The organism is Collimonas fungivorans (assembly GCF_028292705.1).
Lineage (GTDB): Bacteria > Pseudomonadota > Gammaproteobacteria > Burkholderiales > Burkholderiaceae_D > Collimonas > Collimonas fungivorans_B.
This window is the reverse complement of the sequence record NZ_JAQGLV010000130.1, coordinates 1-13,289: the sequence shown is the minus strand read 5'-3', so window position 1 is coordinate 13,289 and position 13,289 is coordinate 1. Positions and strand designations below refer to the sequence as shown.

General features: G+C 63.0%; 8 protein-coding genes and 1 pseudogene. All 9 read left to right on the top strand.

Annotated features, from left to right (window positions below):
* Positions 1–519, top strand: a 519-nt coding sequence (locus JWQ61_RS06300; RefSeq protein WP_304359776.1) for an aldehyde dehydrogenase family protein, incomplete at its 5' end; no start/stop codon positions are given.
* Positions 520–575: 56 nt separating this feature from the next.
* Positions 576–1,028, top strand: a complete 453-nt coding sequence (locus JWQ61_RS06295) for an RbsD/FucU family protein (RefSeq protein ID WP_304359775.1) — start codon at positions 576–578, stop codon at positions 1,026–1,028.
* Between the two features lie 4 nt (positions 1,029–1,032).
* Positions 1,033–1,974 carry a ribokinase gene (locus JWQ61_RS06290; protein ID WP_304359774.1) on the top strand — a complete coding sequence of 314 codons (942 nt, stop codon included), beginning with the start codon at positions 1,033–1,035 and terminating at the stop codon, positions 1,972–1,974.
* Between the two features lie 32 nt (positions 1,975–2,006).
* Positions 2,007–3,044, top strand: coding sequence for an ABC transporter permease (locus JWQ61_RS06285; RefSeq protein WP_304359773.1), 1,038 nt, complete (start codon positions 2,007–2,009; stop codon positions 3,042–3,044).
* A gap of 16 nt (positions 3,045–3,060) precedes the next feature.
* Positions 3,061–4,070 (top strand): annotated as a pseudogene (locus JWQ61_RS22100) (substrate-binding domain-containing protein).
* Between the two features lie 72 nt (positions 4,071–4,142).
* Entirely contained in the window at positions 4,143–5,720 is a 1,578-nt protein-coding gene (locus JWQ61_RS06270; RefSeq protein ID WP_304359770.1) for a sugar ABC transporter ATP-binding protein, read from the top strand.
* On the top strand, positions 5,717–6,754 hold the full coding sequence (locus tag JWQ61_RS06265; RefSeq protein ID WP_304359769.1) for an ABC transporter permease: 1,038 nt from the start codon (positions 5,717–5,719) through the stop codon (positions 6,752–6,754). Before JWQ61_RS06270 ends, JWQ61_RS06265 begins: the two co-directional genes overlap by 4 nt.
* 553 nt (positions 6,755–7,307) lie before the next feature.
* Positions 7,308–8,702: an MFS transporter gene (locus JWQ61_RS06260; RefSeq protein ID WP_304359768.1), complete on the top strand. Its 1,395-nt coding sequence runs from the start codon at positions 7,308–7,310 to the stop codon at positions 8,700–8,702.
* Between the two features lie 73 nt (positions 8,703–8,775).
* The coding region (locus JWQ61_RS06255) for a non-ribosomal peptide synthetase (protein ID WP_304359767.1) at positions 8,776–13,289 on the top strand (4,514 nt) is incomplete at its 3' end.

Here is a 13,289-nt window from a genome sequence, read left to right as displayed (position 1 = left end):
TTCAGCTACGGCGCATGGGCCGACAAGTACGAGGGCACGGTGCACGTGCCGCCGTTGCGCGGCGTGGCCCTGGCCATGGTGGAGGCAATCGGCGTGGTCGGCGTGGTGTGCCCGGATGAAGCGCCACTGCTGGCTTTCATCAGCCTGCTGGCGCCTCTGCTTGCCATGGGCAACCGGGTAGTGATCGTGCCAAGCGAGCGCCATCCGCTGATAGCCACCGATTTTTACCAGGTGCTGGAAACCTCCGACCTGCCGGCAGGCGTGGTCAATATCGTCACCGGCGCCAGCGACAGCCTGCTGCAAACGCTGGCGGCGCATGACGACGTCGACGCCGTATGGACGTTCGGCGGCAAGGCCAGGTCGCAGGCCACCGAGCGGCTGTCCGCGGGCAACCTGAAACGGACGCTGGTGGACTATGGACTGGCTACCGACTGGCACGACGCGATGGTCGCCGAAGGGCCTGCCTTCCTGCGCCAGGCGGTGCAAGTCAAGAACATCTGGATTCCGTACGGAGAGTAAATAGTAAGCAGCGCAGCAACCTTGATTCAACCCAAGCCCGTTTTCCAGGAGAACACATGCTGAAACTGATTGATCCCTTGCTCAACGCCGATGTGCTGTATGCCCTGCGGGCCATGGGACACGGCGATGAACTGGTGCTGTGCGACGCCAACTTCCCGGCCGATTCGGTGGCGCGCCAGACCACGCTCGGGCGGCTGTTGCGGATTGACGGCGTCGGCACCGCGCAAGCGGCGCGCGCCATCTTGTCGGTGCTGCCGCTGGATAATGCAGTCGACGATCCGGCCAGGCGCATGGAAGTCGCCGGTGAGCCAGGCAATGTGCCGCCGGTGCAGCAGGAAGTCCAGCTGGAAATCAACCACGCTGAAGGCCGGGTGCGCGTCATGGGCTCGGTCGAGCGGTTCGCTTTCTATGAGGCGGCGCGCAAGGCTTACTGCGTCATCGCCACCGGCGAGCGCCGTTTCTATGGCTGTTTCCTGTTCAAAAAGGGCGTCATCGCCCCTGAGGCCTGAAGCCATGACTGCGTTCGCTAAGCGCTGCGGTGTCGCCATCCTGGGCATTTATGTCGCCGACCTGGCTTTCCGCGCCAGCCACATGCCAGGCGTGGGCCAGACCATTGCCGGCTCCGGTTTTGCGATGGGCCCGGGCGGCAAGGGTTCCAACCAGGCGGTGGCCGCCGCCCGCGCCGGCGCCCAGGTGAGTTTCATCTCGACCATTGGACGCGATCCGTTTGCCGATAATGCACTGGCCCTGTGGGCCGGCGAAGGCATCGTGCCGCGCGTGCAGCAGGTAGCGGAACAGCCCACCGGCGCCGCTTTCATCTATATCAATCACACCAGCGGCGAGAACGCCATTATCGTGGTGCCCGGCGCCGCCAGCCTGATCTGCGCCGCCGACGTCGAAGCCGCCGCCGACGCCATCGCCGGCGCCTGCGTTTTTGTGACGCAGTTGGAACAGCCGGTCGCCGCCGCCCGGCGCGGACTGGAGATTGCCCGCGCCGCAGGCACGATCACCGTTTTCAACCCAGCGCCGGCAGTGGAGTTCGACAGCGCTTTTTATCCGCTGTGCGACTACATCACGCCGAACGAACACGAAGCAGCGCTGCTGACCGGCTTGCCGGTGACTACGCTTGAACAGGCGCGCCGCGCCGGCGACGTATTCCTTGCCAGGGGCGTGGGCTGCGCCTTGATCACCCTTGGCGCGCAGGGCGCTTTATTGCATAGCGCCGGCGAGTCGGTACTGATCGCGCCATTCAGCGTCGGCCCGGTGGTCGAGACGGCCGGCGCCGGCGATGCCTTCACCGGCGGCTTCGCCACTGCGCTGGCGGAAGGCGCCAGTCCCAGGGACGCCGCCCGCTTTGCCTCTGCGGTCGCAGCCATTTCCGTTACCCGCGCCGGCACTGCGCCTTCCATGCCGACCCGCGCCGAAATCGAAGCGCTGCTGCGCTCGGCGGCGTAACCCTTGCCGCGCCACTACGACTGGACACGCCCATGAAATTCAAGTTTGCCGATCCTCAGCTCAATTTCCTGGTGGGCATCAATGCACTCATCCTGCTGACCGCGACGGTCCTGTCGCACGGCGGTTTCATCGATATCTACAATTTCCAGTCGATGGCCAGCCAGTTGCCGGAACTAGGCTTGCTGGCGATCGGCGTCGCGCTGGCGATGATTTCCGGTAACGGCGGCATCGACCTGTCCGGCGTCGGCCTCGCCAACCTGGCGGGAGTGGTCGCCGCCAGCGTGGTGCCGCAGCTGGTGGTTGCCGATACCTCGCCGTGGCTGTATACCGGACTGTTCGTGCTGGTGGCGCTGGGCGTGGGCCTGGCCGGCGGATTCCTGAACGGATGGCTGATTGCCCGTGTCGGCCTGACGCCGATCTTGTGCACGCTGGGCAGCCAGCTGATTTTTACCGGCCTGGCGGTGGTGTTGACCAACGGCTCCAGCCTGCGCATCAGCAGCGTCGATCCGATGTCTGCCATCGGCAACGAAATGCTGTTCGGGGTGCCGATTCCCTTCATCATTTTCATGCTGCTGCTGGTCGGCATCGGCTGGCTGCTGCGCTACAGCCCGTTCGGCATCCGGCTGTTCCTGCTCGGCACCAACGCCAAAGCGGCGCGCTACGCCGGCATTCCCGGCGAGCGGATGCTGATCGCTACCTATACGCTGTGCGGCCTGCTGGCCGGGGTGGCGGGAGTGATCATTGCGGCGCGCACCGCCAGCGTCAAGGCCGATTACGGCAGTTCCTACCTGCTGATCGCGATCCTGATCGCGGTGATGGCGGGAGTGCGGCCGCAGGGCGGATACGGGCGCATGGTCTGCCTATTTTTCTCGGCCATGGCGCTACAGCTGCTGTCGAGCACCTTCAACCTGCTGGACATCTCGAATTTTTTCCGCGACTGCGCATGGGGGCTGCTGTTGCTGTGCTTCCTGGCATCGGCCCGCATCAACCTGAAGGATTTCCATCCGTTTTCATCGCGCAACAGCGCACCGTTGAACCAGTCCCCTCCTGGAAAAACGCCGAACCTTTAGAGGGGTAGGAGACATCATGCTAAAAAAAACTACATACGCTGCGCTGGTCCTGGGTGCCTTGGCCTCGCTGACCTATACCGGCGCAATTCAGGCAGAAAACAAACCGATTGACGTCGTCACCGTGGTCAAGATCACCGGCATCAGCTGGTTCAACCGGATGGAAGTCGGGGTCAAGGAATTCGGCGCCAGCAATCCCGGCGTCACCACCAGGCAGATCGGTCCGGCGCAGTCCGACGCCGCCCAGCAGCAACGCCTGGTGGAAGACCTGGTAGCCAAGAAGGTCGACGCCATCGCCGTGGTGTCGATGGATCCGCCGACGCTGGAACCGGTGCTCAAGCGCGCCATGGAACGCGGCATCAAGGTGGTGACGCATGAGGCCGACAATCAAAAGAACACCATGGTCGACATCGAAGCCTTCGACAATACCGCCTACGGCGCGCGGCTCAACGACCGCCTCGCCGCCTGCATGGGGCAAAAGGGCAAATGGTCGTCGCTGGTCGGTTCACTGGGCAGCCAGTCGCAAGTGCAATGGGCGACGGCGGCGCTTCCAACGCCGCCAAGAAATATCCTGGCATGACCCTGGTGGACGCCAAGAACGAGTCTGCCAACGATGCCGAGAAAGCTTATTCCAAGGCCAAGGAAATCCTGCGCAAGCATCCCGATATCAAGGGTTTCCAGGGATCTTCGTCGCTCGATGTGCTGGGCATAGGCCGGGCAGTGGAAGAGGCCGGCCTGCAAGGCAAGATCTGCGTGTACGGCACCGGCTTGCCTAGCGAGGCCGCCAAATTCCTGGAATCCGGCGCGGTCGGCGGGATTGCCTTCTGGGATCCGAAAGACGCCGGCATCATGATGAACAAGGCGGCTGTGATGCTGGTCCAGGGCAAGAAGATCACCGATGGCATGGACATGGGCGTGTCCGGCTACAACAAGGTGGTGGTGAAAAAGGGCCCGGGCGCCGGCGTCATCGTCACCGGCCAGGCGTGGGTCGAAGTCGACAAGAGCAATTACAAGAAGTACGCGTTCTAGTATCTCTTCCGGGCCGGACCGCATGGGCCGGCCCCGGAAGGCAGCAATGACTATCGCAGAAAGAAGCTATCCATGACCAGTACCATGCTCAGCCACGACGGCGCGGCCGACACCGGCCGCCAGCGCGTATTCCTGGAAGTGCAGGATGTGCACAAGCGCTTTGCCGGCGTCCACGCCTTGCGCGGCATCGACCTGACTATCGAGGCCGGAGAAATCTACCACCTGCTGGGAGAGAACGGCTGCGGCAAGAGCACTTTGATCAAGATCATTTCCGGCGCCCAGGCCCCGAGCCAGGGCCGCCTGCTGATCAACGGCGTATCGCACGCCTCCCTGTCACCGCTGCAAGCGCTGACGCTAGGCATTGAAACGGTGTACCAGGACCTGTCGCTGCTGCCCAACATGAGCGTGGCGGAAAATGTGGCGCTGAGCGAGCAGCTGGTCAACGGCAACGGCAAGCTGGTGCGGCGTTTCGACCGGCGCGCGGTCGAGGCCACCGCCGTGCGGGCGCTGGCGACGGTGAACCTGCCGACCGACGCTGCCTTCCTCGCCACCCGCGCCGACGAACTGCCGATCGCCACCAGGCAGCTGCTGGCGATTGCGCGGGCCATCGCCACTCGCGCGCAGATGGTCATCATGGATGAACCGACCACCTCGCTGACGCAGAAGGAAGTGGACAACCTGGTGGCGGTGATCGAGGGCTTGCGCGCCCAGGGCGTGGCGGTGCTGTTCGTGAGCCACAAGCTGGATGAATGTTTTGCCATCGGCGGCCAGGCCATCGTGTTCCGCGACGGCGCCAAGGTAGTGCAGGGACCGATCGCAGGTTTCACCAAGGCGCAGCTGGCGCACTGGATGACCGGCAAGCAGCTGGACGGCGCCCGCTACCGCAATCGCTCATACGGCAATGGCGAATTGCTGGAGGTGGAAGGGCTGGGCCGCAAGGACTATTTCAGGGATGTCGACTTCGTGCTGCACAAAGGGGAAATCCTCGGCATCACCGGCCTGCTAGACTCCGGCCGCAACGAACTCGCATTGGCGCTGGCCGGCGTGCAGGCAGCTGATCGGGGAAGCATCGCGCTGGAAGGCGGCGAGGTGGTTCTGCGCACGCCCGGCGACGCCATCCGCCACAACATCGGTTATGTGCCGGAAGACCGCCTCAGCGAAGGCCTGTTTCTCGACAAATCGATCCGCGACAACATCATCACCACCGTGCTGAACAGCCTGCGCGGCCGCTTCGGCGCACTCGACGCGCGCCGCAGCCAGCAGCTGGCGGAAGACACCGTGGCCAGCCTGCAGATCGCCACGCCGGACGTGGACCGGCCGGTACAGTCGCTGTCAGGCGGCAACCAGCAGCGGGTATTGATCGGCCGCTGGCTCGCCATCCGGCCGCGGGTGCTGATCCTGCACGGGCCTACCGTCGGCGTCGACGTCGGCTCCAAGGACATTATCTACAAGATCGTGCAACGCCTGGCGGAAGAAGGGCTGGGCGTGATCCTGGTCAGCGACGACCTGCCGGAGCTGCTGCAGAACTGCGACCGCATCCTGATGATGCGCAAGGGACGCATCGCCCACAATTTCGACGTCGAAGGGCTGACCGAAAGCGAACTGTACCGCACCCTGGTCTCCGACAGCATTCCTAAGGCAACTGCATGAACACTACCACCTTGTCCACCAACGCTTCCACGGCCGCGAGCCCGGCCAGGCGCAAGTTTCTGCTGCGCAGCTGGCTTACCCGCCATCCTTCGGCTTTCACGCTGCTGCTGATAGTCCTGGTCTGCATCGCCATCGGCGCGCTTAACCCGGGTTTCTTCCAGCTGGCGATGCTGTTCGACATCGTTCGCGCCTGCACCGTGCTGGGCTTGTTTTCCCTGGGCGTGATGATCGTGCTGGCGGCCGGCGGCATCGACGTTTCGTTTGCGGCGATTGCCGCCTTGACGATGTACAGCATCACCAAGGTCGTGCTGGTTTATTTCCCGGACGCGAGCATGGCGCTGATACTGATCAGCGGCGCTGTCGGCGGCACTGCCCTGGGCGTGCTGAACGGCCTGCTGGTGGACTGGCTCAAGGCGCCGTCGCTGATCGTGACGATAGGCACGCAATACCTGTACCGCGGGCTGTTGCTGACTTTTGTCGGCACCGTGTTCTTCATGAATATCCCGCACTCGATGGATGCGTTCGGCAAACTGGCGCTGTGGCGCCACGATACCGCCGAAGGATTGCATGCCGTGCTGCCGGCCACGGTGCTGGTGCTGGCCGCCGCGGGCCTGCTGACCTGGTGGCTGCTCAACCGCACGCTGATGGGACGGGCGGTGTATGCCATCGGCGGCAGCCTGGCGATTGCCGAGCGGCTTGGCTACAACCTGCGCACCGTGCACCTGTTCGTCTTCGGCTACGCCGGTTTCCTGTCGGGCTTGGCCGGCATCGTGCACGTATCGAGCACGCGCCTGGCCAATCCCTTCGACCTGGTGGGCAGCGAACTGGACGTGATTGCCGCCGTGATCCTGGGCGGAGCCCGCATCACTGGCGGCAGCGGCACCGTGGTCGGCACCTTGCTGGGTGTGGTGCTGGTTACCCTGATCAATAATGTGCTGATCCTGGCGGGCGTGCCGAGCACCTGGCAAAAGGTGATTGTCGGCGCGTTCATCGTCCTGGCCGGCACGGTGTTCGCTAGCAAGCGTGTCGACTGAACCAGCAGCAAAATTCACAGCCCCGGCGGCGCGTCCGTTTATCCTCTTCCGTAAAGTCCCGTGCCTGATCGCTGAGCACGGGACGCTTGCATCCGGCTTTCGTCTGCCCGGAAAAATCCTGTCAACTCCGACAGTAGATAGCCCAAATAAACTCCACTAAGCTTGTTTTTCCCAAGACCGTCCTCGGCGCATTTGGCCCTGTCGCCATGTCAATTTGCTCATCGGTATTGACTTTACGGTCACGGAATTGAATTCAAAAAACAATTAATTCGTTATATTCATCTGATATTTTCAGGTAAATTCATAATAATTGTTTTATTTGCGTATTTTCTGAAACTTTACCGATAACCATATCTCCAAGGAAAGCTTTCTAAAATGAAAGGATTATGTCCCGCGAAACGCTCCGATTAATCACAAGGATTGACTACTCCATGACAGCGTATTGCATCAAAAACTTCAGTGCCAGGATCGCGTCCTCCGTACGCCGTAATTGCAGCGCGATGCTGCTTCGGGCGCACGATCAAAGCTGCCGGCATGCAGGCGCGGCTGACGTATGCCTGAGGTAAGCGTTGAAGGCCAGCTACCCTCGTCGAACGAAGAAGTAAGGAAGCAATTCCGCCAGGCTGCATCGCCGGCAGTCGCCAGGCTGACGTTCGGGCTGCTGTGGCTGAGTGAAACCGCGTTCGATCTCGGCAGCACCTTGGTGAGCTTCGCCATCGGCGTCTGGATTTTTTCCCATACGGGTTCGGCCCAGGATTACTCCTTGTCGGTGCTGGCGGCGGCGCTGGCGTCGATGCTGGTGACGCCCATGGCAGGCGCGCTGGCGGATCGTTACGACCGGCGCTGGGTAGTGCTCGGTTGCGACGTTGCGGCCATCCTCTGCGCGGCTGCGGTGCTGCTGTCGCTGCTGGCGGACCGCATGAGCGTCACCGCCTTTTATCTCTATGCAGCTGCCGCGGCAGCGATCGGCGCCTTGCGGCGGCCGGCGATCCGGGTTGCAGTCAGCAATTTTATTCCCAAGGACAGGTTTGCCCAGGTCGGCGGACTGACCGGCATTTCACGATCCATCGTGCAGGTCGGCGCGCCGGCTGCGTCCGGTTTTTTGATGGCGTATTTCGGCTTGCAGGCGGTGATGGCGGTGCAGTTCTGCCTGCTGGCGGCGGGTGCACTGCTGGTGTTCGGCGCGCTGACCAGGGCCGGTGGCGCAGCACGCGGCGGCTCTGCTGCGCGGGCGCAGAGTTCGCTCTGGGCCAGCGCCAGGACCAGTTTTTCCGGCGCATTGGGTTATCTGAAAGAGCAACCCTTGATGCGCAGCCTGCTGCTATACGGCGCGCTGGTGCAATGCCTGATGGTGCTGGCGACCACCATGCTGACGCCGATGGTATTGTCGACCCATGCCACCGAAGCGCTCGGCATGGTGATGTCGGTCGGCATCGTTGGCGGCCTGGCGGGATCGATGCTGGTGGCGAGCTCGGTCATCAAGCGCGACTTGATGCTGTGGGTACTGGTCTGCGATGTCGTCCAGTCTGCCGCGGTACTCGGCGCCGGCCTGTCGACCTCGGTTGCAGTCTGGTGCGCATGCGCATTCGCCTGCCTGTTTTGCGGTAGCACTTCGGTTGCCTGTTCCTACGCGCTATGGATGCGCAAGGCGCCGCTGGCCCACCAGGGCAGCGTCTTTGCGCTGCTGGCGGCATCCAACATGCTGGTCATGTGCCTGGTGCTGCTGGCCGGCGGCTACCTGGCCGACGCGGTGCTGGAACCGGCGTTTGCCGCCGGCGGCGCCTTGAGCGCCTCGATTGGCGGCTGGTTCGGCAGCGGCAAGGGACGCGGCATCGGTTTCCTGTTTTTCCTGTGCGGGATCTGCGGCCTGGCGCTGACGTTGCTGGCCCTCGCCAGCAGCCGCTTGCGGCGGCTCGATGTGCTGGTGCCAGAGCGAGCAGAGGATTGAGCCTATGCCGGTTCCTTGCACACGCCGCTGCCGCGCTTCCTTTCCTTGAGCTGTCAACCACGAGCCCATCCCCATGAGTAACGATGTCCTTTACCCCTTGAGTTCAACCCAGCAGGCAGTGTGGCTGGATCAGCTCCTGGCGCCGGACCTGCCTTGCTATAACATCGGCACCGCGGTCCAGGTGGATGGCCTGCACGATGTCGATCGTTTCGAAGCGGCTGTCCGGTACGTAGCCGAAACAAACGAAGCCTTGCGCATCGTGCTGGAACAGGACCAGGCCGGCTGCATGCAGCGCTTTGCAACAGATGGTCGGCCATCATTGCAGCGCTTCGATTTCTCTTCGCACAATAATCCGCAGGAACAGGCCTGGTCGCATATCAGGAAAATATTCGGCACGCCTTTCGAGCTGTATGGCGGCCGGCTCTGGACCATGCAGTGGCTGCAAGCGGGACCGGGTCGCGCCTATTGGCTGTTATGTTTCCATCACCTGGTGGCGGACGGCATGTCGATCTCGCTGGTTGGCAACGCCGTGGTAGAAGCCTACAACCGCCTGCTGCGCGGTGAACCGCTGGCCGCGGACGGCGAGGCAGCATCGTATAGCGATTTCCTGGCGAAGGACAGCGAATACCTGTCGTCCCTGCGTTTCGCCAAGGATCGCGAGTTCTGGCTGGGGCGGTTCGCCAGCTTGCCTGAACCGCTGTTCGAGGGAGCATCCGGGCGCAGGGGACGTTCCGATCGTTTGTTCGGACAAGTCGTGTGGCAACTCGAGCGGCAAGCGTTTTTGCGCCTGAACCGGGTGGCGGCTGCGCAGGGCGGTTCGAGCACGCATTTCCTGCTGGCGGCGCTGGCGGTCTATTTTTCACGCTTCTTCAACCGCCGCGACGAGGTCGTCATCGGCATGCCGGTGCATAACCGTACCGGCCCGCTGCAGCGGCGCACGGTAGGCATGTTTTCGGCGGCTATCCCGGTCGGTGTCGCAGTCGATCTCGAGCAGTCGTTCACGAGCCTGTTGCAAGAAATCGCTGCCGAACTGAAACGCTGCTACCGGCACCAGCGTTTTCCGCTGGCGGAAATCCATCGCCATCTGCTGGCCGGTGCGACCGACCGCCGTGGCTTGTTTGATCTATCTTTATCCATCGAAGGATTCCAGGGCGACCTCGCATTCGAAGACGAAGTCAGTACGGCAGTATTCCCCTTGCATAACGGCTATGAGCGGCAGCCGCTTGCCATCTATGTCCGGGATTACGAGCAGGACAAGCCGGTCCACATCGAATTCAATTTCGACCCGGACGTGCTGGCGCCGGAAGAGGTGCGCAATCACGTCAAACGCATCGAGCGGCTGGTGCTGGCTGCCATCGACGCGCCCGACATGAAAGTGGCTGACTTGCCTTTGCTGGATGAGGCCGAACGCAGCCGATTGCTGCATGCCTTCAACCAGCCGCAGCTGGCAACCGCTGCTAACACGCTGATCCATGAATTGTTCGAGCAGCAGGTGCTGCGCGATCCCGACGCCACTGCCGTGGAATATGACGGCCGGCAGCTGAGCTACCAGGAACTCAACCAGAGCGCCAACCAGCTGGCCCATCACCTGCGCGGCCTCGGCCTGCGGCCCGACGACCTGGTGGCGATCTGCATGGAGCGCGGCCTGGAAATGGTAGTGGCCATCCTGGCTACGTTGAAAGCCGGCGCTGCTTATGTCCCTCTGGATCCGGTGTATCCGCCGGAACGCCTGGCGCACATGCTGCAGGACAGCGCGCCGCTAGCCTTGCTGACTCAGGCCAGTCTGGCCGGCCAGATCGAGGCGCCGCAGGATTGCGCGCTGCTGGTGGTGGACGCCGTGCCATGGACGCAATCGGCCTGGGCCAACGCATCAACCGGCAATCCCGATGCCTGCCAGGATGACTCGCACCTGGCCTATGTCATTTATACCTCCGGCTCCACCGGCGCGCCCAAGGGAGTCATGGTTGAGCACCGCAATGTCACGCGCTTGTTTACCGCAACCAAGGATTGCTTCCATTTCGATCACAACGATGTCTGGACCTTGTTTCACTCGTTTTCCTTCGACTTTTCGGTCTGGGAATTGTGGGGCGCCTTGATCCATGGCAGCAAGCTGGTGATCGTATCGCAGGCGGCCAGCCGGTCGCCGCAGGAGTTCCATCGGCTGGTGTGTAAACATGGCGTCACGGTGCTGAACCAGACGCCCAGTGCGTTCCGCCAGTTCATCGCGGCCGACCAGGATGCAGGCGCGAGGCATAAGCTGCGTTACGTGATTTTCGGCGGCGAAGCGCTGGAGGTCGCCAGCCTGAAGCCCTGGTATGCATCGGCGCGCAACCATGGCGCGCGCCTGGTCAATATGTACGGCATCACCGAAACCACGGTGCACGTGACCTGCCGGATGCTGGTCCCGGCCGATGCGGAGCGGCTAGGACCCAGTCCGATCGGAGTGCGCATTCCCGACTTGAGCCTGTATGTGCTGGACCCGCAGGGCCGGCCGGCGCCGGTCGGCATGACGGGTGAAATATACGTCGGTGGCGCCGGCGTGGCGCGCGGCTACCTGAGGCGGCCCGAGCTCACGGCCGAACGTTTCCTCCAGGATCCTTTCAGCGCAACGGCCGGCGCCAGGATGTATCGCAGCGGCGACCTGGGACGTTACCTGCACGACGGCAGCCTCGAATACCTGGGGCGCAACGATAGCCAGGTGAAAATCCGCGGCTTCCGCATCGAACTGGGCGAGATCGAAGCGCAGCTGGCGCGGGTGGCCGGCGTGCGTGAAGCGGTGGTGGCGGTGCGCGAAGACCAGCCCGGCGACAAACGGCTGGTAGCCTACCTGGTGGCGCAAGCAGGCATCTCACACCTGGAACCGGCCGTGCTGCGCGCGCAACTCAGGGCGCAACTGCCCGAGTACATGGTGCCGGCGGCTTACGTGTCGCTGGCAGCTTTGCCGCTGACGCCCAACGGCAAGCTCGACCACAAGGCGCTGCCGATGCCGGAAGGAGACGCTTTCATCCAGCGCGCCTACCAGGCGCCGCAAGGCGAGATTGAACTGGCGCTGGCGCAGATCTGGTCAGGACTGCTCGGGGTCGACAGTATCGGCCGTCATGACCACTTCTTCGAACTGGGCGGACATTCGATACTGGCGGTCCAGTTGCTGGAACGCATGCATCGAAAGGGATATGTCTCGGACATCCGCAGCTTTTTCGCCGAACCGACCTTGGCCGCGCTGGCTGCGACCGTTGCGCTGGCCCGGCACGCGGACCAGCACCAACTGGTGGCACCGCCCAACGGCATTCCCCACGACTGCGACGCCATCACTCCCGAAATGCTGCCGCTGGTGAAGCTAAGCGCCGGACAGATCGGCCTGGTCGCCGACGTCGTCTCCGGCGGCATGCGCAATATCCAGGACATTTATCCACTGGCGCCGCTGCAGGAAGGCATCCTGTTTCATCACATGCTGCAGACCGATGGCGACGCTTATGTATTACCGGCCTTGCTGCGCTTCGACAGCAAGGACCGGCTCGATCATTTTACAGATGCGCTCAATGCCGTCATCGCGCGCCATGACATCCTGCGCACTGCGGTGCTCTGGGAAGGACTGGACCGGCCGCTGCAAGTCGTCTGGCGCCATGCCGCGCTGGCAATCCAGGTGCTGCCGCTCGAAGCGGAGCAGGGCGATATCCAGCTGCAGCTGCAGCATCATGCCGATGCCCGCCGTTTCCGGCTCGATGTGCGCAGCGCGCCCATGCTGCGCGGTTTTGCCGCCTACGACGCAGCCGGGCAGCGCTGGCTGCTGCAACTGCTGCACCACCACCTGACCCTGGATCACACTACAACCGAGCTGATTTTGCAGGAAGTGGTGATGGTCTTGCAGAACCGCCAGGCCGAGCTTCCCGCACCTGTGCCATTCCGCAATTTCGTGGCGCAAGCAAGGCTGGGGGTGAGCGAAGCCGAACACGAGGATTTCTTCCGGCAGATGCTGGTGGACGTTGATGAACCGACAGCGCCGTTCGGCTTGCTGGATGTGCAGGGCGACGGTACGCAAGTCGCACAAGCCAGGCTGGCGCTGCCATCTGAACTGGCAGCGCGGCTGCGGCAGCAGGCGAAAGCGCGCGGCCTTAGTGCAGCCGGCCTGTTCCACCTGGCCTGGGCGCAAGTGCTGGCCAGGTGCACGGGGCGCGACGACGTGGTGTTCGGCACGGTGCTGTTCGGCCGCATGCAGGGCGGCGCCGGCGCGGATCGCGCCATGGGCATGTTCATCAATACCTTGCCGCTACGAGTGCAATTGGGGGAGCGAGGGGTTGAGGAAGGTTTGCAACAAGTACATGCGGCGTTAATCGGGCTGCTGCACCACGAACACGCTTCGCTGGCGCTGGTCCAGCGCTGCAGCAGCCTGCCGGCCGATATGCCCTTGTTCTCGGCGCTGCTGAACTACCGGCACAGCCGGGCGCAAGGCCTTGAACGGATGGAAATTGCGGAAGGCATGGAATACCTCGGAGGGCGTGACCTTACCAGCTATCCCTTCAGTCTCTATGTCGACGATCTTGGCGCGGATTTTGTACTGACCGCAGAGATACACAAAACGGTATCGGC